The organism is Roseibium sp., from assembly GCF_965232425.1.
GTDB lineage: Bacteria > Pseudomonadota > Alphaproteobacteria > Rhizobiales > Stappiaceae > Roseibium.
Genome location: NZ_OZ246971.1, coordinates 1,458,094 through 1,479,420, shown reverse-complemented (window position 1 = coordinate 1,479,420; position 21,327 = coordinate 1,458,094). Strand labels below are relative to the sequence as shown.

Sequence of the window (21,327 nt, the reverse complement as noted above, 5' to 3'; positions counted from 1 at the left end):
AAGGAAATGCTGGACGTGGTTGAGGCAAGGACGACCGAAGATCTCATGGCAGAGATTGGGCAAAGGGCCCGTGCTGCCGGACGGGTTCTTGCAACTGCACCAGCAGAGGTGAAGAACAGGGCCTTGAGCGAAATGGCGAAAGCCGTTCGCGCCGCGACGCCGGACATCCTCGCCGGCAACAAGCTGGACGTCGAGGCAATGAAGGTGAACGGCCAGACGGCTGCGTTCCTGGATCGCGGCACCCTGACCGGGGAGCGCATCGAGGCAATTGCCCGGGCGCTTGAGGATATCGTGGCGCTTGACGATCCGGTCGGTGGCGTGATCGCCGCGTGGGACCGGCCGAACGGTCTCAGGATCGAGCGCGTCCGGACACCTCTCGGCGTGATCGGCGTGATCTATGAAAGCCGCCCCAACGTGACGGCGGATGCCGGCGCATTGTGCCTGAAGGCCGCGAATGCCGTCGTGCTGCGCGGCGGCTCCGACACGATCCACTCCAACAAGGCAATCCACGCAGCGCTGCAGGTTGGCCTCACGGCCGCCGGATTGCCCGAAGACGCCATTCAGATCGTGCCCGTCACCGACAGGGCCGCGGTCGGCGAAATGCTCAAGGGTCTTGCAGGAAACCTGGACGTGATTGTCCCGCGCGGCGGCCGAAGCCTCGTCGGGCGGGTCCAGACCGAAGCCCGTGTGCCGGTCTTCGCCCATCTGGAAGGCCTCGTGCACATCTTCCTCGACAAGGACGCGGATATCGCGAAATCCGTCGATATCATCGTGAATTCCAAGCTGCGCCGCACGGGAATTTGCGGTGCGCTCGAAACCCTCCTGGTTCACGAGGATATTGCACGCGCGCACCTGCCGGCCGTCGTTGCGGCCTTGCAGGAAAAGGGCTGCGAAATCAGGGGATGCGACCGGGTGCGGGAGATCTGCGTCGACGTGCTGGCCGCAAGCGAGGAAGACTGGTCGACCGAGTATCTCGACAAGGTACTGGCCGTCAGGATCGTGCCCGGCCTTGAAGCCGCGATGGAGCACATTGCGACCTACGGCTCCAACCATACCGATTGCATCCTGACCGAGAACCAGTCAGCCGCTGACCGCTTCCAGGCGGAAGTGGACTCGGCCATTGTCCTGCACAATGCATCCACCCAGTTCGCCGATGGCGGCGAATTCGGCATGGGAGCGGAGATCGGCATTGCGACCGGCCGCATGCATGCACGCGGACCGGTCGGCGTCGAGCAGCTCACCAGCTTCAAGTACAAGGTTCACGGGTCGGGTCAGACGCGTCCATGAACCCATCGAACATCCGGGCCGGTCTGCACCAGGACTGGCTCAGGCTTCCGCATGTTGAACCGGGAAACCGGATCGGACTGTTCGGCGGGTCTTTCAATCCCCCGCATTCCGGCCACCGCCTTGTCGCGAGCACCGTTCTCAAGCGGCTTGGCCTGGATCAGATCTGGTGGTTCGTGACACCCGGCAATCCGCTCAAGGATCATGCGAACCTTGCGCCGCTTGAGACGCGGCTTGACCTCACGGCTGCGCTTGCCGACCACCCGCGCATGAAAGTGACGGCATACGAGACCGTGCTCGGCACGCCCTACACCGCCAGAACGATCGTCGCGCTGCGCGCCATGCGTCCTTCTGTCCGATTCGTTTGGGTCATGGGTGCTGACAATCTTGGCAGTTTCCATCGCTGGCAGGACTGGCGGCACATCGTCGGCTCCGTGCCCATCGCGATTGTCGACAGGCCGGGTGCGTCCCTTTCGGTACTGTCGTCACCAATGGCGAAAGCGTTTGAAAAATATAGACTTCCGGAAGAAGAAGCGACACGGCTTCCTGATCTGGACCCCCCGGTCTGGACCTTCCTGCACGCACCGCTTGACCGGACATCATCAACCGGACTGAGAAATCTCCCTGAGTAGAAGAATTGTCATTTTTACCGAGAAAAAACCCCTGTCTTGAAAATGCCAAACGGGAAGCGGTATTATAGGGACGGTCGCGGCGAGCGCGGCCGAGGTACGGTCAACCGGTCCTGCATCCAAAACGGGTGACGTGAAACCGAACGATCTGGTTCGTGACGACGTTGGTTTCAGGACGGCACAAACGGCGAAAGGCACTACACCTGACCATGACCTTTGAAAGTGGGCGGACAGAATTGTCCTCTCCTCTGCAGGCTTCCGTAAGCGCTGATCTTGCGGCAAGTCTCCTCGATACGGTTCTTAGCAGTCTTGACGATTCCAAAGCTGAGGACCTGATAACTCTCGACATCGCTGGTAAGAGTTCTCTGGCAGATCACATGGTGATTGTGTCCGGCCGGTCGCATCGTCATGTCGGCGCGATCGCCGATCATCTGCTCAAGAACCTGAAATCCGCCGGGGTCAAATCGGCAACGGTGGAAGGTCTGAGCACCTGTGACTGGGTGCTGATCGATGCGGGCGATGTGATTGTACATATTTTCCGTCCCGAAGTTCGCGGCTTCTACAATCTCGAAAAGATGTGGGCACCGGACACGGACGAAGCACCGCAATATATCGGCTGAACGGGCTGATGTTTCCAGCTTTCAGGCCTGTGGGTCCGAAAGCTGGATGAGCCGGTGTGCTCCCGCGGGAGCAGGCCGGGTTGCCGCGAATTTGAAGACCGGATTTCCTCCGGCAGGGATCTCATGCGCTTCATAGTCACCTGCGTCGGCAAGATGAAAGCGGGTGCGGAAAAGGACTTGCTCGAGCGCTATCTCGATCGCGCGCGCAAGACCGGCCGCGGGCTCGGGATCTCGGATGTCCGCGTTGTCGAACTGGCCGAAAGCAGGGCGCAGCGGCCGGAAGACCGCAAGGCGGAAGAAGCGCAGGCCCTTCTGGGGACTGTCACGGGAGCAGCAAGGATCGTGGCGCTTGACGAGAATGGCAAGAACCTGACCAGCACGGATTTCAGCCGTAAACTGGAAAGCTGGAAGGATCAGGGCATTTCCGACGTCATGTTTGCGATCGGCGGCGCCGACGGTCACGGGCAGGAACTCATCGCCCGGGCAGACCTGAAGCTCGCGCTCGGAGCCATGACCTGGCCGCACCAGATCGCGCGCATCCTTCTGGCCGAACAGATCTATCGCGCCATGACCATTCAGTCCGGCCATCCCTACCACCGGGTCTAGGTGATGGACCCATAATTGAGACTGAAATAGCATGCGAAATGGCGAGACCCCGTTAGAAAGGGTGTGCAGAGCGGGCTTCCTGCCCGGTCAAGCACGCTGACGCCACGGGGTGAAGCCATTTCAGTCTGATTTATGGGTCCATCACCTAATCTCCCTGCAAAACCGCGCTGCTTACCTGGACACCGACATGGCAGACATTCCCACCCTTCGCACCGAACGCCTGATCCTGAGGCCGATGACGATGGACGACTGGCCTGCGTATTTCGCCTTCATGCAGAGCGGCAGGTCCGCCGGCATGGGCGGCCCGTTCGACAAGAAGATGTCCTGGGCCCTGTTTTGTCACGATATGGCCCAATGGCCGCTGATGGGCAATGGAGGCCTGATGATCGACGACGGCGCATCGGGAACGTGCCTCGGTCAGGTCGGTATCAATCACGGTCCCCTGTTTCCGGAACACGAACTGGGCTGGTTTGTCTATCCCGGCGCGGAAGGCAAGGGCATTGCATTCGAAGCGGCACGGGCGTTGCTGGCCTGGGCAGGGAGCGAGCGCAGGCTGCCGGGCCTCGTCAGCTATGTTGATGCGGACAATTTACGGTCCCGGCAGCTTGCGGAGCGACTGGGGGGTGTTCTGGATGCCGAAGCTGAACGGCCCGATCCCGAAGACCTGGTTTACAGGCATTTCTAGGCGCGTGGTCGCCGATCGGGGCGCTTGCCGGCCCATTCGCCTGTTGCGAGAAACAGGATCGTTAACTTTTGTTAATGCCCGAAGTGATCTGAAAACACGTTTTTGCCCGTATCTCGCCGTATTCCGAACGTAACGGATAAGAGAAGAAAAAGGTGGAACAGACACAGGCAGTCGAAGAACCGTGACGGTCACCGGATTAAGACGCTGGTTACCTGAGTAAACGGTTCGTTAACGCAGTCAGTGTATCGCGGGAAGGGTAACCTTTGGGAGCTGACGAGAATTGAGACCGGATCGCATCAAGGCTGTGCGTCCTGGATTTCGGAACTGGCGGACATCGGGCTCGTTTTTGAGCGGGCTCCTGCTTTGCCTCATGCTCGCCCCCGCACCGTTGCAAGCAAGTGAAAGTCTCGATGAAGAGGGGCAGGCCGAAAGTGCCGAGGTCTCTGAAATCGATGCGTTCCTGGAGCGCAAGAAAGAGCGCGAGGAGGAACTCGCCGCGCTGTCGCGCGATATCGAGGTGTCTTCCGATCGGCAGGCTGCGATCGCCCGCGAGATCCGCGCACTGGACCGTGACCGGGAAACCTTGAACGCGAAGATCATTAGCACCTCCGACACGATCAAGGTGCTCGAGACGGAGTTGACGGACACCGAACGCAGGTTGATGAGCCTTGGCGAGAATGAAGACGCGGTGCGCCTGTCGCTGATTGCGCGCCGCGACGTTCTGGCCGAAGTCCTGGCCGCCCTGCAGCGCATCGGCAAACGGCCGCCCCCGGCGCTCGCCGTACGTCCGAGCGACGCCCTGTCGGCAGTCCGGAGCGCGATTCTTCTGAACGCGGTCATGCCGGAGCTGAAAGTGGAAACCGAAGCGCTTGCCGCTGACCTTGCCGAATTGCAGCGTCTGAAATCGGTCATCGCGGAGGAGAAGAACCGGCTGGGCGGCGATGCGATGCGATTGGCTGAGGAAAAGTCCCGCCTTGAACTTCTCTTGAGCGCGAAAAGGCAGGAACATCTGAAGTCGGTCAAGGTTCTCGAGGAGGAGAAGAAGCGCGCAGCGCAGCTTGCCGAACAGGCTGGATCGCTGGAAGAGCTGATCGCCAACCTGGAGGTCGAAATCGAAAGCGCCCGCGAGGCGGCCGAGAAATCGCGGCAGGCAGCGCTGGACGCCAAGCGGAACGCCTCGCGCAATTTTGATCCCTTTGCCGATCCTGGACGGCTTGCGCCGCAGATATCGTTCGAAGAGGCTAAGGGCCGATTGCCGCAGCCGGTGGCGGGCACCTTGCTGAAGGATTTCGGACAGGAAGATGATTTCGGTGGTGTGACGGAAGGTCAATCTATTGCCACAAGGCCGGGGTCTAATGTGACCTCGCCGGCGGACGGATGGGTGGTTTATTCAGGTCCCTTCCGTTCTTTCGGTCAGCTCTTGATCCTGAACACCGGTGACGGATACCATGTGCTCCTCGCCGGCCTGAATCGGATAGACGCGGAATTGGGGCAGTTTGTTCTTACCGGGGAACCGGTTGGTGTTATGGGCGCTACCCAGTGGGCAAGCGCGTCGACGTTCGGCTTGGGTTCCACCCAGCCGATCCTATATGTTGAATTTCGGAAGGACGGCCGTGCGGTCGATCCCACTCCCTGGTGGGCACGCACAGAAGAAGAAAAGGCTCGCGGATGATACGGAAAGCTTCCTTGCTGCTGGTGGGTGCCCTGATGGGGGCTGCGGCAGTTACGACAATGTCCCAGATGCCGTTCAAGGTATCGGCGGCTGCAAACGCTGCCGCAACCGATACGTATCGGCAACTGAACCTGTTCGGCGACGTTTTCGAGCGTGTGCGTTCGGATTATGTGGAAGTCCCCGATGATGCACAGCTCATCGAGAGCGCCATCAACGGCATGCTGACGTCGCTCGACCCGCATTCCAGCTACATGTCACCCAAGAGCTTCCGCGACATGCAGGTGCAGACCCGCGGCGAGTTCGGCGGCCTTGGAATTGAGGTCACGATGGAGGAAGGCCTGGTCAAGGTCGTTTCCCCGATCGACGAAACGCCCGCCGCGAAAGCCGGCGTGCTCGCCGGTGATCTGATCACCTATATCGACGGTGAGCAGGTTCAGGGCCTGACCCTGAACGAGGCCGTGGAAAAGATGCGCGGACCGGTCAACACCGACATCATCGTGACGATCCGTCGTGAAGGCCGCGCCGAACCCCTGGATATCACGATAACGCGCGACATCATCCGCATCCGTTCGGTCCGCTGGCGTGAAGAGGAAGATGTTGGCTACGTCCGCGTGACCCAGTTCAACGAACAGACGTTCGATGGCCTGAAGAAGGGCATCGAGGAAACCACGGCCGCAATCGGTGAAGACAAGGTCAAGGGCTACGTCATCGATCTGCGCAACAATCCGGGTGGTCTTCTTGACCAGGCCATTGCCGTGTCCGATGCGTTCCTCGACCGTGGTGAGATTGTCTCGACACGCGGCAGGGAAGCCGATGAGACCCAGCGCTACAACGCCCGCGCCGGCGATCTGACCGATGGCAAGCCGGTCATCGTGCTCGTCAACGGCGGCTCGGCCTCCGCGTCCGAAATCGTTGCCGGTGCCCTTCAGGACCACCGCCGCGCCACGATCCTCGGCACGCGGTCCTTCGGCAAGGGTTCGGTACAGACAATCATCCCGCTCGGTGCCAACGGAGCGATCCGTCTGACAACGGCGCGCTACTACACACCGTCCGGTAACTCCATCCAGGCCAAAGGCATCGTGCCCGATATCGAAGCCCTGCAGGAGCTTCCGGAAGAACTTGTCGGCCGCGTGGAGACCCGTGGTGAAGCCGGCTTGCGCGGACACCTGGAAGCGGAAGGCGAAGAGCAGTCCGGCAGCCAGGCCTATGTCCCGCCGGATCCGGAGGACGACACCCAGCTCAACCTCGCGCTTGATCTTCTGCGCGGCGAACAGGTGAACAGCGCCTTCCCGCCGGTGTCCGACAGCGCTGCGGTCAAGAACTGACCGCGTCTTAAACGATCCGCTGCGCGCCGCTCGTCGGCGCGCAGCCCTTCCATTCTCGTTCTGCGTATCCCGAAAACAAGAAACCTCGCCGGCACCATGCCGGGACAAAGGCTCAGAACGACATGTCGAGCGAAGATCTCACAGCTCCCCTAGGGATGGGCAAGCGGCGGCTGGTCAGGCTGCCGTTCGGCCTTATTGGCGTCGGCCTCTTGAGCGTCTTCGTGACAACGACACTCATCTGGGTCGCGGTCGTGGACGATCCCCTGGGCGGTGAACCGGTGGCGCTGATCCCGCTTGAGGCCACAGTTGAAGGCGTGACCTCCCAGGACATCGAGGTCGTCGAAATCCGGCCGGGGCTGAACGAGGACCTCGGTCCGAACCTGAGACCCGACGCCGGCCAGGATCTGCTCGGACCGCGCTACAACATGGTGCAGCGTCCGGACGGCAAGGGACCGGAAGCACCTGTTGAAAGCCTGTCGGCCAATCCTGACACGCGGGTCAGCGAGCGCTCCGATTACGGCTTCCTTCCGAAAGTCAGCGACGCAGGCGTCCGCCCGCTGGATGCCTATTCCCGCCCGGTCGTCCGCGAATTCACGTCCATTCCGAAGATTGCCGTGATCCTGAACGGGATGGGCCTCAGCGAGACGGGGACGCAGAACGCGATCGACCGGTTACCGGCGGATGTCACGCTCGCCCTTGCGCCTTATGGCGACGACCTTGACCTGTGGATGCAGCAGGCACGCACCAAGGGCCACGAGCTGCTCTTGCAGCTGCCGCTGGAACCCTTCGATTTTCCCGACAATGACCCGGGCCCGCATACGCTCCTGGTCAGCCTGCAGCCGGCGGAAATGCTCGACAGGCTCGCATACCTGCTGACGCGGGCGACAAACTATGTCGGTACGATCCCCGACATGGGCGCGCGCTTCACATCGACGAAGCCGTCGATCCAGTATCTGCTTGAAAAGCTGAAATCCCGGGGACTGATGTTCGTGGACAACGGCACGTCGTCGCGCAGTCTGTCCGCGGAAACGGCGAGCGAGTTGCGGATACCTTATTCCGGTGTCGACGTGGTTCTGGACGAGGTTCCGCGCGAGGACAATATCGACGCGAAGCTGCTCCAGCTGGAGAGCATCGCACGATCCCGGGGCGTCGCCGTTGCAGCAGGCTCCGCTTTGCCCGTGACGGTTCGCCAGCTTGAAAAATGGGTGCGGGATCTGGAACAACGGGGTCTCCAGCTCGTGCCCGTAAGTGCGACAATCGACGGATAGGCCCGGAGCTAGGGCAGACAGAATTTCTGATAGGTGGTGTAGTGAATAAGCGTGCGCTTGGTCCGGGGTTTCCGAAGCCGTCCGAAGGCCTGCCCTACCGTCCCTGTGTCGGGATCATGCTGATCAACGGGCGAGGCAAGGTCTGGATCGGCAGCCGCGACGACGGCGGCAGCACGGCCAACTACGAATTCGCCTGGCAGATGCCGCAGGGCGGCATCGACAAGGGCGAGACGCCGCTCGAGGCCGCGCGGCGGGAACTTTACGAGGAAACCTCGATCCGGTCCGTGACGCTTCTGGAAGAGGCCCCGGACTGGTTTGCCTATGACTATCCGCCGGAAGTGGTGAGATCGACGCGCAAGGGCAAGTATCGCGGCCAGGCGCAGAAATGGATTGCCTACCGCTTTGACGGACAGGATGACGAGATCAATATCCTGGCCCCGCCGGACGGCCATTCGGCAGAGTTCGCCGAGTGGCGCTGGGAGAACGCGGAACGCCTTCCGGACCTGATCGTGCCGTTCAAGCGGCCGGTCTATCTGCGGGTTGTTTCAGCATTTTCCCACCTGACATCCTGATCGGCCGCGACGGTCATCGTCAAAGCGTCAAGTTTTGAAGTTTCGTTGTCGCTTTTCAAACAGACAAGGCAAAGTTCCACCGCTAGCATCCGGCTCAAATGGATTTTCAGCACGGCAGTCGCATGCGGTTTCCGTGTCTTTCCAGGACTTGGGCAAGAGCAGGGGCACGCGTAACAGGCCGCGTGCCTTGCACGTTTAGGAGGAACGCCAATGTCTTTCGGCAAGGGGCTTTCACGAAAGCCGTCCCAGCCAAAAGGGCGTCAGTTGGAAGATGCGGCCCTGAGTGAAGTTCAGGCGCTCTTGGGCGACGAACCGCGCCGCGCCGATCTGTTGATCGAACATCTGCACAAGATACAGGATGCCTATGGTTGCCTCGAGGCACGGCACCTGAAAGCGCTGTCGGTCGAGATGAAGATGGCGCAGGCGGAAGTCTACGAAGTCGCCAGTTTCTACCACCACTTCGACATCGTACGCGAGGGAGATCAGAAGCCCGCTCCGCTCACGATCCGCGTCTGTGACAGCGTGACCTGTTCCATCAAGGGCGCTGACGCGTTGGCGGCGGCACTTGAAAGCGGCGTCGACCCGTCCAGGGTCCGGATACAGAAGGTCCCCTGTATCGGCCGTTGTGCGGGTGCGCCGGCCGTGCAGGTTGGCAAACGCGCCGTCGACAATGCCACCGAACTTTCCGTCCGCGCGACCCTGTTCGAGGGGAAGACGGCGGCGGACGTGCCGGACTACATAAATCTGGAACAGTATCAGTCGGATGGCGGCTACACCCTGCTGGAGCGCGTGCGCGCAGGTGAATTCGATGCGGCTGCCCTTGCCGACATGGCTCTGGAGGCCGGTCTTCGCGGGCTTGGCGGCGCCGGGTTTCCGACTGGGACCAAATGGAAGATCGTCAACGATCTTCCGGGACCGAAATACCTGACGATCAATGGCGACGAGGGCGAGCCGGGTACCTTCAAGGACCGGTTCCATCTGGAACGCGATCCCCACCGGCTGCTGGAGGGAGCGCTGATTGCCGCGCATGCGATCTCGGCGGACCGGGTCTATCTCTACATGCGCGACGAATATCCGGCGGTCCTTGAGATTTTGGCCACCGAGATCGACGCCCTGCGCGCTGCCGGCATCATCACGGGTATCGATATCGAGCTGCGCCGCGGCGCCGGTGCCTATATCTGCGGTGAAGAGAGCGCCATGATCGAATCGATCGAGGGCAAGCGCGGTCTGCCCCGGCATCGCCCGCCTTTCATCGCCCAGGTTGGCCTGTTCGGCCGCCCGACCCTCAACCACAATGTCGAAACGCTCTACTGGATCCGTGACATTGTCGAAAAGGGACCGGAGTGGTTCGCATCCCAGGGACGGCGGGACCACAAGGGCTTCCGGTCCTTCTCGATATCGGGCCGGGTCAAGGAACCCGGTGTCAAGCTGGCGCCGGCCGGGATCACCATGAATGAGCTTCTGGAAGAGTTCTGCGGTGGCATGGAAGACGGCCACACCTTCAAGGGCTACCTTCCCGGTGGTGCGTCGGGCGGCATCCTGCCGGCCTCGCTTGCCGACGAGCCGCTGGATTTCGGCACGCTCGACAAGCATGGCTGCTTCATCGGCAGCCACGCCATTGTCGTCTTTTCCGATCAGGATGACATGCGCGATGTTGCGCTGAACCTGATGCGGTTCTTCAAGCACGAAAGCTGCGGCCAATGCACGCCGTGCCGGTCGGGAACGGAGAAGATGGAACACCTGCTTGCAGCCGGTGAGTGGAACGAAGCGAAGATCGCGGACCTCGATGCGGTCATGCGCTCTGCCTCCATCTGCGGCCTAGGCCAGGCAGCTCCCAACCCCGTCGCTTCCGTGCTCAAGTTTTTCCCGGAGGAATTCGAAAGATGAGCCAAATCACTTTCTCCCTCGACGGCAAGGACGTCACCGCCCAGGAAGGGGAAACCATCTGGCAGGTGGCCAAGCGCGAAGGCGTTGCGATCCCGCACCTGTGCCACAAGGATTCCGCCGGATACCGGTCCGACGGCAATTGCCGCGCCTGCATGGTCGATATCGAAGGTGAGCGGGTGCTCGCCGCGTCGTGTATTCGCACCCCGTCGGAAGGCATGGTCGTCAAGACGGAAACGGAACGCGCGTCCAAGGCCCGCGAGATGGTGTTCGAGCTGTTGGCAGCCGATCAGCCGGACCGGGACTCCCACCCTGATCCGGAGAGCGATTTCTGGAAATGGTCCGACGCGATTGGCGTCACGGACAGCCGGTTTGCACCGGGCGAAAAACCGGCGCAGGACATTTCCCACCCGGCGATCGCCGTCAATCTCGATGCCTGCATCGCCTGCAATCTGTGTGAACGCGCCTGCCGGGAAGTGCAGGTGAATGACGTGATCGGCATGGCGGATCGCGGATCCCACACGGTCCCGGTCTTCGACCTTGCCGACCCGATGGGCATTTCCACCTGCGTGGCCTGTGGCGAATGCGTTTCGGCCTGCCCCACCGGTGCCCTGATGGAAAAGAGCCTTCTGGATGACGCCGGCAAGGTGCGCGAAGTCTTCGCCGAGGAAACCGTCGACAGCGTCTGCCCGTTCTGCGGCGTCGGCTGTCTCACGTCCGTTTCGGTCAAGGACGGCGAAATCGTCAAGGTCGAGGGCCGCGACGGTCCTGCCAATGAAAACCGGCTGTGCGTCAAGGGCCGTTTCGGGTTCGATTATGTTGCGAGCCCGGAGCGGTTGACCAGGCCCCTGATCCGCCGCGACGACGCACCCAAGCGCGGCGACATCTCCATGACGCTGGAGAACCATCTCGACTATTTCCGGGAAGCTTCCTGGGAAGAGGCACTGGACCGCGCCGCCGGCGGTCTGAAGGCCGCCTTCGATGCCAAGGGCGGTGCAGGCGTGGCAGGCTTCGGCTCGGCAAAGGGCTCCAACGAGGAAGCCTATCTCTTCCAGAAACTGATCCGTCAGGGTTTCCAGACCAACAATGTCGACCATTGCACACGGCTTTGCCATGCATCTTCCGTGGCGGCGCTGATGGAAGGGATCGGTTCCGGTGCGGTCACGGCACCGTTCAACGCGGCCGAAGATGCCGACTGCATGATTGTCATCGGCGCCCGCCCGGCACAGAACCACCCCGTCGCGGCGACCTATATCAAGCAGGCCGCAAAAAAGGGCACCAAGCTGATCGTGATGGATCCGCGCGGCCAGGACCTGATGCGGCATGCGGATTACGGGCTGAAGTTCAAGCCCGGCACCGATGTCGCCATGCTGAATGCGATCCTCAATGTGATCATCACCGAGGGTCTCTATGACAGCCAGTACATCGCGGCGCATGTCGACGGCTTCGAAGCGCTCGCCGAGAAGATCCGCGAATTCACCCCCGAGGCGATGGAACCGGTCTGCGGCATCGACGCGCAGACCCTGCGGGAGGTCGCCCGCCTTTACGCGACCAGCGCAAGGTCCATCATTTTCTGGGGCATGGGTGTTTCGCAGCATGTTCACGGCACCGACAACGTCCGCTGCCTGATCGCGATGGCCCTGACGACCGGCCAGATAGGTCGGCCCGGCACCGGGCTGCATCCCTTGCGCGGTCAGAACAACGTTCAGGGCGCTTCCGACGCGGGTCTCATCCCGATGGTCTTCCCCGACTACCGGTCCGTCGAAAATGCGGACATCCGGGGCGAATACGAAGATGCCTGGGGCCGGACGCTCGATCCGGTGCGCGGGCTTACCGTCGTCGAGATCATGAATGACATCCTGGCCGGCGGCATCGAGGCGATGTTCGTACAGGGTGAAAACCCGGCCATGTCGGATCCGGACCAGACCCATGCCCGCAAGGCGCTGTCTTCGCTGAAGCATCTCGTCGTTCAGGACATTTTCCTGACCGAAACCGCGTGGCATGCCGATGTCATTCTGCCCGCATCCGCACATGCGGAAAAACTCGGCACCTACACCAACACAAACCGCCAGGTGCAGATCGGCCGTCCCTGCGTTCCCATGCCCGGAGAGGCGCGCGCCGACTGGCAGATCCTGATCGAGATCGCCAACCGCCTGGGCCTCGACTGGACCTATGACGGCGTTCCTGCAATCTATGAGGAAATGCGTTCGCACATGGCGTCGCTGAACAACATTTCCTGGGACCGGCTCGAGAACGAGGGAACGGTGACCTATCCGGCCGACGCGCCGGACAAGCCCGGAAACGAGATCCTGTTCGGCCAGTCTTTCCCGACAGCGGACGGTCGCGGCAAGATCGTGCCGACGGACCTGGTGCCGCCGGACGAGTTGCCGGACGAAGACTTCCCGCTCGTGCTCACCACGGGCCGGATGTTGGAGCACTGGCACACCGGTGCGATGACGCGCCGTGCCGCTGTGCTCGACGCTATCGAGCCGGAGCCGGTGGTGTCCATGAACCCGCGCGACATCAAGCTTGCAGGCCTCGAAATCGGCCAGCAGGTGACCGTGGAAACCCGGCGCGGGGCGATCACGCTGACCCTGCGTGCCGACCGCGACGTGTCCAGTGGCATGCTGTTCATTCCGTTCTGCTTCTTCGAAGCGCCCGCCAACTTCCTCACCAACCCGCAGCTTGATCCGTTCGGCAAGATACCGGAGTTCAAGTTCTGCGCCGCGAAGATAGGACCGGCCGAGCACCGTCAGGCGGCGGAGTGACAAACCGGAAAAGGCGGCCATTGGCCGCCTTTTTCATTTTCATCGATCGAACGGAATCGCGTCCGTCTCAGTTCGCCTCGATCTGCACGTTGAGAAGGTCGGGCAGGGTTTGCGGTGCTGCCATGCTGCCGAGGATCTGAGCCAATGGCACCGGGTTCGGCGGTGTCAGCGTGATCTTCAGGTCCTTCGGGTCATTGAGGAATTTTGATGCAGCGTCGCTTACCATCTTCGTGAAGGCTTCGTTCTGGATCGGTGCGGTGGCTCCCGCTGCCTGGGCGATCAGCGCTTGTTTCAGCGCTTCCTGCGGAATGCCCTGGGCTTCGGAGATGAACTTGAGGCCGTTCCCGGTCAACCCGGCATCGTTGAATGTGATGGAGGCATCGACGAACTGGGCCGAGATCGCCGCGAGCTGGCCTTGCCCCTCCGGATCTTCGAACAGCGCCTTGGGAACGTTGGCAAAGCGGAGGGAGGCCTCGGCCCGGCCGACACCTTCAATGTCGATCATCAGGCGTTCCAGGCGCAGGTCCTGTGTCGCCTCATCCCAGTAAAGACGCGCTTCGTCGGACCAGACGATCGTTTCCAGGCCAAGACCCTGGAACAGGGCCTGTGCCTGTGGATCCTGCACCGCCTTGACCGGAATGCGCAGGCCGTCGGTCTTGGAAAAAAGACTGGTCGGAATTGGCGGGACCGTGGTCGACACGGTTGTTTCGAGCTTGCCGAGTGCGGTCTGGCCGATTTGCGGAATGTTGACCTCAAGGCCTTCGAGCTCATACCCCAGCGACCTCGGCATGAAGGCCCGGGCGACTTCCAGCGGGTTGTTTTCGCCGTAGGTCGGATCGGACATCAGCTTGCCGATGACCTCTTCCATGGGGGCATAGTCGGCAAATTCGATGTCGCCGATGGCGGCCCAGTCCAGTTTGGCCGAGACGCCTTCCGGCAAGTTGGGGGCATCCAGACCGACCAGCATCATTTCACCGATGCCGTTGGAACTGATGTCGGTCATTGCCATTTCCTTGATCTTGATCGCCGAATCAAGACCCGGGCCAAGCGGAAAGATCACGGACACGCCGCTGATACGCGCATCGGCAAAGCCGAAGGACCGGTAGAACTGGAACACATTGGTGATCAGCTCTTCCGGCCCCGGTGCCTGCTTGTTGAAGACCTGGTCCATGAGCTGCAGGACATTGTTGTCGCGCTTGACGATGGTTGCCTTGTCGAGCGTTGCCTTTTCGGCCTCGATCGTCAGGGCGACGCCCTCCGCGATTTCCTGGCTGGACTTGTAGTCGACAGCCGATCCCGACCCGATCAAGGTCTTTTCCTCGCCGGTTTCGGCAACGGCGGGATCGAAGAGATCGATCATGCTCTTGATGTCGATGTCGCTGTAGATGGTTTTGCCCTGGCTCGTTGTCTGTGCAAGCATCTGCCCCGAAGCCGGTTCGAGCGTACTGAGGTTCTGCGTCATCCGGTCGATCGAGTATTCCGCGATGCGCCCGTCCCGGGCACCGGACATCAGATAGCCATCCATCTGGATAGTGCCTGTAAGCACCGCGACCTCTTTGCCGTCCTCCGTCGCATAGGCCTCGATGGTAACGCCGGTGCTGTCCACCTTCACCTCGTCGTAGGACGTTAGAAGCGTGGCCTTGACGAACGGGAGCCAGCTGCTGGCCCGTTTGGCCGGATCATCGGCCGGGATCTCGGGGAGGACGAAGTCATAGTTGGTCGCCGAAATGCCGGACATGCGGCCATCGACCTTGAGGCGGCCCTTGCTCTCTCTCGCGCCCTCGATCAGGAGCTGGGAATCGTCGGCGTAGATCCAGCTCTCCGACGTGAAACTGTTGTTGTCATGCGTCAACCCGGTGATCGTGACCGACGGTGAGCTGAACGACAGCGAATAGGTTATGTCCTCCAGCTTGGATGGATCGATCGCGGTCGCCCCGTCGTTGCCCGTGACGTTGGTCTCCTCGACGGGAAAATCCTTGAGCACGCCGCTGAAGGTGAGTTTGCTGTCCGTCAGCGTCAGCGTATCGCTGCCCGCGTCGTAATCGACAGATCCGTTTTCAAACTCCAGCCCCAGCTTCTTCAAACCTTCGGAATAAGCCTCGAACGCGGCCTGTCCGGTATCCTGTGCAAGGGCGGTTCCGGACATCAGCACAAGGGCGGTACTGAAGGACAGGACCCGTGCACCTGTTTTGTGGGATCTTGAAATCTCGGCGGAGGCGGCTTTTAAAATCAATGTTTTGGCTCCAAATCGGATCATCGGACTGAACCGTCGGACGACGGTCGATTACGATATAGGGGGCTGTCATTGGCCATACCATGACTATGACCCATTCTTTTGGTGACGTCGAATCGTGCTGCGTAATAGTGCGGATCTAGGACGCCCATTCGTCGCTGACCCGGCTGTCGGTTTCAAGACCCTGTGCAAGATCTCTTCGCGCCGTCCACGCGTCTTCAGGAGCAAGCTGTCGGTAGGCCCACACGGCTGCGCCCCGGACCGTCGGATCCGGATCGCCGAGAAGCGCCTCGACCTTGGCCAGAAGGTGAGACAGGCCGGAATTGCCGGCGGCAATCAGCACATTGCGCAGAAAACGGTTGCGGCCGATCCGCTTGATCGGAGATCCGGCAAAGAGCTTGCGGAAGGCGGCATCATCCAGATCGAGCAACTCGGCGAGGTCCGGATTGGTCAGGTCGTCACGCGCGATGAGCTTGGCCTCGCTTGCCGCTTGCGCGAACTTGTTCCACGGGCAGGCGGCAAGGCAATCGTCGCAGCCATAGATCCGGTTTCCGATCGGCTTGCGGAACGCATGCGGGATGGGACCGTGATGTTCGATCGTCAGATACGAGATGCAGCGCCTTGCATCGAGCTGATAGGGCGCCGGAAAGGCGTCCGTCGGACAACTGTCGAGGCAGGCCCTGCAACTGCCGCAATGATCCTGTTCGGGAGCGCTTGGCGGCAGTTGCAGCGTTGTGAAGATCGACCCCAGAAAGAACCAAGACCCCAGTTCGCGCGAAACCAGGTTGGTGTGCTTTCCCTGCCAGCCGAGCCCGGCAGCCTGGGCGAGCGGCTTTTCCATGACGGGTGCGGTGTCGACAAAAACCTTGACGTCGCCACCGGCTCTCGAAACCAGGAAGGAAGCCAGCTCCTTCAACCGTCCCTTGATCACATCGTGGTAGTCGCGGTGCCGCGCATAGACGGAGATCCCGGCTGATCCGGGATCTTTCAGATGCGCCAGCGGGTGGTTTTCCGGGGCATCATCGGGGCCGTAGTTCATGGCAAGCATGACAACCGACCGCACCTCCGGCCAAAGCGCGCGGGGAGTTGCGCGGCGGCTCTCCGTCTCCTGCATCCAGTCCATTGTGCCGTGATATCCGCGCTCCAGGAACGCGCGCAGTTGCCCGCCTGCCGCAGGGATGCTGTCGGCGTCCGTCACCCGCAATCCCGAAAAGCCGAGGCTTTCGGCTTTTTGTTCAAGTGCGGTCAGCAGTTTGCGGGTTTTTTTGTCCAATGGTGTCGGCAGCACGGGTTGGGACCGGTTTGAAGTCACGAAACGCCTGGCCCGGAGCGCGTGCCCATTGTTGCAGGCAAGTTCTAGAAATCAAGGTCCGCGTAAGACGCGGCCGGGGGCATGCCCAGCACCTTCTCGCCGAGGAGGGGGCGCATGCACGGACGCGACTTCACCCGGGCGTACCAGCTTTTGACGTCCGTTTCATTGCTCCAGGGGACTTCGCCCAGATAGTCGGCACAGGACAGGCCTGCCGCGAGCGCGAAATCGGCAAAGGACAGCCGGTCGCCTGCCAGCCAACGGCGCGAGGCGACCAGGTAACCGAAATACTTCAGATGATGATGGATGTTGGCCCGGGCAACGCGCAGCGCCGCGGAATCCGGTTCGCCGCCCCCGGCCGATTTGGGCATGATCTGCTTGTAGATACGCTCGCGCACCAGGTGTCCGACCACTTCCTGGTCGAATTTCACCAGGCTCCACTCGACGAGACGCCGCGTTTCGGCCCGCGCTTCGGGATGGTCGGGCATCAGCCGCCGGTCGGTAAGCGCATAGCCGCGTGTCTCGTCGAGATATTCCATGATGGGCCCCGGGCCGCAGATGGCCGGACCGTCATTTTCCACGAGCACCGGAACGGTTCCGGCGGCATTGAGCACCAGGAGCTCCTGCGGCCGGTCCCACGGCTCGACGTGACGTTCCTCGAAGGCGGCGCCGTATTCGCTCAGGACAAGGCGAATGAATCGGGACGACGGCGAGAAAGGGTGATGGTAAAGCGTGAGCATGAAAGGGTTTAGAGCCCGAACTGTGGCAAGACTAAGAATTCTTGAACCAGTTTGCCTCACATATGGTTATCAAGGGTTTGACGTGGGGAAATTGGTCCTGCAAATAGGCAGCCGCCGCGCAAACGAGAAGACGCGAATGATTGCCGGTCCGGTTCAAAAATCATCACGCCTGCTGGAGAAAAACATCCAATGGACGGCCAAACGATTGTAAATGCGCTTATTTTGGGAATTGTCGAAGGACTGACGGAATTCATACCCGTATCTTCAACAGGACACCTGCTCCTGCTTGGTCATTTTCTCGGATTTGAAAGCACCGGCAAGACATTCGAGGTGCTGATCCAGCTGGGCGCGATCCTGGCGATTCTCTCTGTCTATTTCGCCAGGTTGTGGACCCTGGCGATCTCGCTGCCGAGTGATCCGGCGAGCCGCCGGTTTGTGGCCGGTATTCTGATCGCCTTCCTTCCGGCCGCCGTGATCGGTGTCATGCTGCACAGTTTCATCAAGGAGGTGCTGTTCGAGACACCGGCGCTCATCTGCACCACCTTGCTGGTGGGCGGCGTCATCCTGCTCTGGATCGACCGGTTGCCGCTGAAGCCGCGCTACACCAGCGTGATGGACTATCCCCTGTCGCTGTGCCTGAAGATCGGTTTCTGCCAGTGCCTTGCCATGGTTCCCGGCGTTTCGAGATCCGGGGCGACGATCGCCGGGGCTTTGCTCATGGGGACGGACAAGCGCTCCGCCGCCGAGTTTTCGTTTTTCCTGGCCATGCCGACCATGGCCGGCGCGTTTGCCTATGATCTCTACAAGAATCGCAATGTCCTGTCCGCCGACGATGCCATGCTCATCACCATCGGCTTCGTGGCGTCGTTCATTTCCGGCGTCTTCGTCGTGAAGGGCCTTCTGGATTTCGTCTCCCGGCACGGCTTCGCGCCATTTGCCTGGTGGCGCATCTTCGTCGGCCTTGCCGGGTTCGCCGGTCTTTATTTCCTCGGTTGACTATCCGGCGGCCGTGTCACGGCCGTAAAGCGCCGTCAGCGCGGCAAGCTCGGCGGCGAATTCCGCGCGCAGGCTTTCCGGCGACAGCAGTTCGGCTCCGGGCCCAAGCCACCTGACAAGCGGAAGAATGCGGGCCCGGTCGGTGCTGGGGATGCTCAGCAGGATCCTGCCGTCCCCGGCGGGGGTAAACACCGCGTGCCGGTAGTACCAGTCCGCACTCAGTTTCTTCGCCTGTTGCGCGGTGATCAGGATCTTGGCGATTTCCTCTTCCTGCTCCCACCTGCGCATGGCCTGTGAAAGCCAGGCGCCGCCCAGCAGCGTCTTGATGGAAAACGTCTTGTCGGGCCGGAAGAACATGCCGCTGATCTCGAGGTCGCGCACACGGTCGGCGCGGTAGACCTTCACCGTCTGCGTGTCGACGCAGCGTCCTGCAAGATACCAGAGGTCACGGTCGAACATGACGCCGTAGGGCTCGACATCATGCGCCTTGGCGCTGTTGCGCGACGGGTTGACGTGGTCGAACCGCACGCGCTTTCCGTCCAGGATCCCGGCCATGAAACCGTCCAGCGCCCGCTGCCAGTCTTCTGTCGGTTCGGCCTTCGTGCCGGCATGAAAGATGTCCGGCGGGATCGGTTCGATGCCGACGATCTTGTCCGCCTCCTTGAGCAGGCCGTGGACCGTTTTCGGAAGCGTTGCCAGCAGTTTCTTTTCCGCAGACGCCAGATCGTTTGCCAGCGGCACTGTACGGCTGCTGCGCACCAGCGCCATGGCGGCAAGGAGCGCGGCCGTCTCATCGCGCGACAGGGCGACGGGCGGCTGAAGATAGCCGCTGGCGAGCCGGTATCCGCCTTCCGCTCCGCGTTCCGCATCGACGGGAACGCCGAGTGCGATCAGCCTGTCGATGTCCCTGTAGATGGTCCGGAGGGACACCTGGAAGCGTTCGGCGAGCACGGTCGCCGGGACGAGTTTGCCGCCGGTCAGCAGCAGCAGGATGCCGAGCGCGCGTTCAATCGGGTTCATGAAAAGCGACCTTGGACGGTTGTTTCGAAAAAAATCATATCTCGGGAACAGAACGAGATCAAACCTGACTCACTGCTGTCAGGATTGACCTGCCATCTTGGTGTTGTCGCCGCAAAACGGCGGTGATGATCCCCGAGGAGTTGAGAGATGAGCTATGAAATTGACACCGTTTTCCGCAGCCGTGCGCACAGTCGCAGCATTGTGTTCACCGTTCTTCGTGTATGTGCCGACGAGCTCCGCCGGTATTTTCGCCGCCGGACAACTGCCCGTGCCCTTTCTCATCTGAATGAGCAGGAGTTGAAGGACATTGGCCTCAGGCGCACCGAACGCGGATACAGCGAACTGCACCAGGACCGTTACGGCGCGGATTTCTGGAGATAAGACCGGCCGGCGGCTGGCTTGAGACAGTCAGCCGCCGGTCTTCCGCAGGAGGGCCTTCACCTCCGGCTTGTTCCACAACAGGAACATCACCACCAGCGCGGTCAGGGCGCATGCGATCACGATGTAGAACGGCAGGTCGAGATTGATCCCGATCAGCTCGCCGCCGATCAGCGACATGGCGCCGGCATTGAAGGTGAAAACCGCGATCGTCATGCCCATCACCCATCCCTGTTCTTCCGGTCCGACAGAGGCCGAGAAGATTGACAGGAGCGTCGGGTAGGCAATGCCGAAAATGAAGAAGAAGCAGAAGATCGGCACATAGGTCAGCGGGCCGTCCGGTGACAGGATGAACAGGCACGTCGCCAGGATCCAGACGATGAAATTCACCGCGAGGATGCGCTCCTTGGTGAACCTCTTCTGCACGGGCACGACGAAGAACGTGCTCGAAATCGCGATGGCCGCGCCGATGGTCATCATGGCGAAGCTGCTGCCGAGAACGCCGTAGCCGAACCGGCTGGTCAGGTAATTGTCGACGAAGACGTAGAACGTCACGTTTGCCAGGTGAAAGAAGAACAGCACGATCGTCAGCCGGATGACGAGCGGAAAGTCCTTGATCCGCCAAAGCGTTTCGATGATTTCCGCCGGGCGCAGCGCGAAGTCCTCCCGCTCTGCCGGATCCTCCTTGTAGAAGAAGACAACCAGAAAGACGGCGATCGCCACGAGGACGAGGCTGGCAAAGAAGGGCAGCTTTATGCTGGCGATGCTGCCGATCAGGATCGGGTCGGACAGGAACCCGCCGATCAGCGGTCCGCCGACGAGACCGAAACTGATGCCGAGCATGATGTACCCCATGTTTCTAGACAGGTCTTCGTCATCGGTGCTGCCGTCCACCATGGCGGCCTGGGCAATCGGCTGGTTGCCGGCGGTCAGCCCTGTAATCGCGCGCCCGAGAATGAGCAGAAGGAAGCTGTTGGCGTAAAGCGCGATGATGGTCAGCGCATAGCCGGCGAACGCGCCGAACAGGCAGATCAGGATGGCGTTCTTGCGCCCGATCTGATCCGACAGTTTCGAGATATAGGGCGCGCCGAAGAACCAGCAGATGAAAAAGATGCCGATGATGAGCCCGTAGTTGAAGTGGCGGGCCGCGGTCGACGTGTCCTTGGCCAGGATCGACGTGCTCGGTTCCATGATCAGGCCGTTGATGATCGGGAAGACCAGCCCCTGACCCAGAAGGTCGACAAAAACGACAAAAACCATGGTTATCTTGGCAATGGGTGACATGGGCCCCTCCTGTCGGGAGAAAGCCTAGAACCATTTTCAACAAAACTGAAGCGT

At 61.2% G+C, this 21,327-nt stretch carries 18 protein-coding genes; 13 read left to right on the top strand and 5 right to left on the bottom strand.

The window, feature by feature from the left end; genetic code table 11:
* Positions 1-6: 6 nt before the first annotated feature.
* From ACO08A_RS06680 to fdhF, 11 genes are all read left to right on the top strand, one after another.
* Positions 7-1,287, top strand: a complete 1,281-nt coding sequence (locus ACO08A_RS06680; protein ID WP_422040390.1) for a glutamate-5-semialdehyde dehydrogenase — start codon at positions 7-9, stop codon at positions 1,285-1,287.
* Entirely contained in the window at positions 1,284-1,916 is a 633-nt protein-coding gene (locus ACO08A_RS06675; RefSeq protein WP_422040389.1) for a nicotinate-nucleotide adenylyltransferase, read from the top strand. Before ACO08A_RS06680 ends, ACO08A_RS06675 begins: the two co-directional genes overlap by 4 nt.
* 206 nt (positions 1,917-2,122) lie before the next feature.
* Positions 2,123-2,533, top strand: a complete 411-nt coding sequence (rsfS, locus tag ACO08A_RS06670) for a ribosome silencing factor (protein ID WP_422040388.1) — start codon at positions 2,123-2,125, stop codon at positions 2,531-2,533.
* Positions 2,534-2,656: 123 nt separating this feature from the next.
* Positions 2,657-3,139 carry a 23S rRNA (pseudouridine(1915)-N(3))-methyltransferase RlmH gene (gene rlmH, locus ACO08A_RS06665; protein ID WP_422040387.1) on the top strand — a complete coding sequence of 161 codons (483 nt, stop codon included), beginning with the start codon at positions 2,657-2,659 and terminating at the stop codon, positions 3,137-3,139.
* 187 nt (positions 3,140-3,326) lie between these two features.
* Entirely contained in the window at positions 3,327-3,824 is a 498-nt protein-coding gene (locus ACO08A_RS06660) for a GNAT family N-acetyltransferase (RefSeq protein ID WP_422040386.1), read from the top strand.
* Positions 3,825-4,104: 280 nt separating this feature from the next.
* Positions 4,105-5,496, top strand: a complete 1,392-nt coding sequence (locus ACO08A_RS06655; RefSeq protein WP_422040385.1) for a murein hydrolase activator EnvC family protein — start codon at positions 4,105-4,107, stop codon at positions 5,494-5,496.
* Positions 5,493-6,821 (top strand): S41 family peptidase, encoded by a 1,329-nt coding sequence (locus ACO08A_RS06650; RefSeq protein WP_422040384.1) that lies wholly within the window; start codon positions 5,493-5,495, stop codon positions 6,819-6,821. Before ACO08A_RS06655 ends, ACO08A_RS06650 begins: the two co-directional genes overlap by 4 nt.
* 122 nt (positions 6,822-6,943) lie before the next feature.
* Positions 6,944-8,089 (top strand): divergent polysaccharide deacetylase family protein, encoded by a 1,146-nt coding sequence (locus tag ACO08A_RS06645; protein WP_422040383.1) that lies wholly within the window; start codon positions 6,944-6,946, stop codon positions 8,087-8,089.
* A 116-nt stretch (positions 8,090-8,205) separates the two neighbouring features.
* The gene (locus tag ACO08A_RS06640) at positions 8,206-8,661 is read left to right on the top strand and encodes an RNA pyrophosphohydrolase (RefSeq protein ID WP_422041721.1); all 456 of its coding nucleotides are present in this window, start codon (positions 8,206-8,208) and stop codon (positions 8,659-8,661) included.
* Positions 8,662-8,871: 210 nt separating this feature from the next.
* Positions 8,872-10,548 (top strand): NAD(P)H-dependent oxidoreductase subunit E, encoded by a 1,677-nt coding sequence (locus tag ACO08A_RS06635; RefSeq protein ID WP_422040382.1) that lies wholly within the window; start codon positions 8,872-8,874, stop codon positions 10,546-10,548.
* On the top strand, positions 10,545-13,313 hold the full coding sequence (fdhF, locus tag ACO08A_RS06630; protein ID WP_422040381.1) for a formate dehydrogenase subunit alpha: 2,769 nt from the start codon (positions 10,545-10,547) through the stop codon (positions 13,311-13,313). The genes ACO08A_RS06635 and fdhF overlap by 4 nt, the downstream gene beginning before the upstream one ends.
* 67 nt (positions 13,314-13,380) lie before the next feature.
* Here fdhF and ACO08A_RS06625 read toward each other — a convergent pair whose 3' ends face one another.
* From ACO08A_RS06625 to ACO08A_RS06615, 3 genes are all read right to left on the bottom strand, one after another.
* Positions 13,381-15,546, bottom strand: a complete 2,166-nt coding sequence (locus ACO08A_RS06625; RefSeq protein WP_422040380.1) for a hypothetical protein — start codon at positions 15,544-15,546, stop codon at positions 13,381-13,383.
* Positions 15,547-15,685: 139 nt separating this feature from the next.
* Positions 15,686-16,819, bottom strand: a complete 1,134-nt coding sequence (gene queG, locus ACO08A_RS06620; RefSeq protein WP_422040379.1) for a tRNA epoxyqueuosine(34) reductase QueG — start codon at positions 16,817-16,819, stop codon at positions 15,686-15,688.
* Positions 16,820-16,902: 83 nt separating this feature from the next.
* The gene (locus tag ACO08A_RS06615) at positions 16,903-17,595 is read right to left on the bottom strand and encodes a glutathione S-transferase family protein (RefSeq protein ID WP_319385635.1); all 693 of its coding nucleotides are present in this window, start codon (positions 17,593-17,595) and stop codon (positions 16,903-16,905) included.
* Between the two features lie 189 nt (positions 17,596-17,784).
* Here ACO08A_RS06615 and ACO08A_RS06610 point away from each other — a divergent pair, with 189 nt between their 5' ends.
* The gene (locus ACO08A_RS06610) at positions 17,785-18,591 is read left to right on the top strand and encodes an undecaprenyl-diphosphate phosphatase (protein ID WP_422040378.1); all 807 of its coding nucleotides are present in this window, start codon (positions 17,785-17,787) and stop codon (positions 18,589-18,591) included.
* Here ACO08A_RS06610 and ACO08A_RS06605 read toward each other — a convergent pair whose 3' ends face one another.
* Positions 18,592-19,611 (bottom strand): helix-turn-helix transcriptional regulator, encoded by a 1,020-nt coding sequence (locus tag ACO08A_RS06605; RefSeq protein ID WP_422040377.1) that lies wholly within the window; start codon positions 19,609-19,611, stop codon positions 18,592-18,594. It lies immediately after the preceding gene.
* A 147-nt stretch (positions 19,612-19,758) separates the two neighbouring features.
* On the opposite strand from ACO08A_RS06605, the gene ACO08A_RS06600 reads away from it, so the two are divergent.
* Positions 19,759-19,992 (top strand): DUF1127 domain-containing protein, encoded by a 234-nt coding sequence (locus ACO08A_RS06600; protein ID WP_422040376.1) that lies wholly within the window; start codon positions 19,759-19,761, stop codon positions 19,990-19,992.
* A gap of 27 nt (positions 19,993-20,019) precedes the next feature.
* Here the strand turns inward: ACO08A_RS06600 and ACO08A_RS06595 are convergent, their stop codons facing one another.
* Positions 20,020-21,273 (bottom strand): MFS transporter, encoded by a 1,254-nt coding sequence (locus tag ACO08A_RS06595; protein ID WP_422040375.1) that lies wholly within the window; start codon positions 21,271-21,273, stop codon positions 20,020-20,022.
* Between the last annotated feature and the right edge of the window lie 54 nt (positions 21,274-21,327).

Excerpts from the sequence above, each read along its gene's own strand:
- ACO08A_RS06680 (WP_422040390.1), top strand. The coding sequence starts at position 7 with ATGCTGGACGTGGTTGAGGCAAGGACGACCGAAGATCTCATGGCAGAG.
- ACO08A_RS06675 (WP_422040389.1), top strand. The coding sequence starts at position 1,284 with ATGAACCCATCGAACATCCGGGCCGGTCTGCACCAGGACTGGCTCAGG.
- rsfS (WP_422040388.1), top strand. The coding sequence starts at position 2,123 with ATGACCTTTGAAAGTGGGCGGACAGAATTGTCCTCTCCTCTGCAGGCT.
- rlmH (WP_422040387.1), top strand. The coding sequence starts at position 2,657 with ATGCGCTTCATAGTCACCTGCGTCGGCAAGATGAAAGCGGGTGCGGAA.
- ACO08A_RS06660 (WP_422040386.1), top strand. The coding sequence starts at position 3,327 with ATGGCAGACATTCCCACCCTTCGCACCGAACGCCTGATCCTGAGGCCG.
- ACO08A_RS06650 (WP_422040384.1), top strand. The coding sequence starts at position 5,493 with ATGATACGGAAAGCTTCCTTGCTGCTGGTGGGTGCCCTGATGGGGGCT.
- ACO08A_RS06645 (WP_422040383.1), top strand. The coding sequence starts at position 6,944 with ATGTCGAGCGAAGATCTCACAGCTCCCCTAGGGATGGGCAAGCGGCGG.
- ACO08A_RS06640 (WP_422041721.1), top strand. The coding sequence starts at position 8,206 with ATGCTGATCAACGGGCGAGGCAAGGTCTGGATCGGCAGCCGCGACGAC.
- ACO08A_RS06635 (WP_422040382.1), top strand. The coding sequence starts at position 8,872 with ATGTCTTTCGGCAAGGGGCTTTCACGAAAGCCGTCCCAGCCAAAAGGG.
- fdhF (WP_422040381.1), top strand. The coding sequence starts at position 10,545 with ATGAGCCAAATCACTTTCTCCCTCGACGGCAAGGACGTCACCGCCCAG.
- ACO08A_RS06615 (WP_319385635.1), bottom strand. The coding sequence starts at position 17,595 with ATGCTCACGCTTTACCATCACCCTTTCTCGCCGTCGTCCCGATTCATT.
- ACO08A_RS06610 (WP_422040378.1), top strand. The coding sequence starts at position 17,785 with ATGGACGGCCAAACGATTGTAAATGCGCTTATTTTGGGAATTGTCGAA.
- ACO08A_RS06605 (WP_422040377.1), bottom strand. The coding sequence starts at position 19,611 with ATGAACCCGATTGAACGCGCGCTCGGCATCCTGCTGCTGCTGACCGGC.
- ACO08A_RS06600 (WP_422040376.1), top strand. The coding sequence starts at position 19,759 with ATGAGCTATGAAATTGACACCGTTTTCCGCAGCCGTGCGCACAGTCGC.
- ACO08A_RS06595 (WP_422040375.1), bottom strand. The coding sequence starts at position 21,273 with ATGTCACCCATTGCCAAGATAACCATGGTTTTTGTCGTTTTTGTCGAC.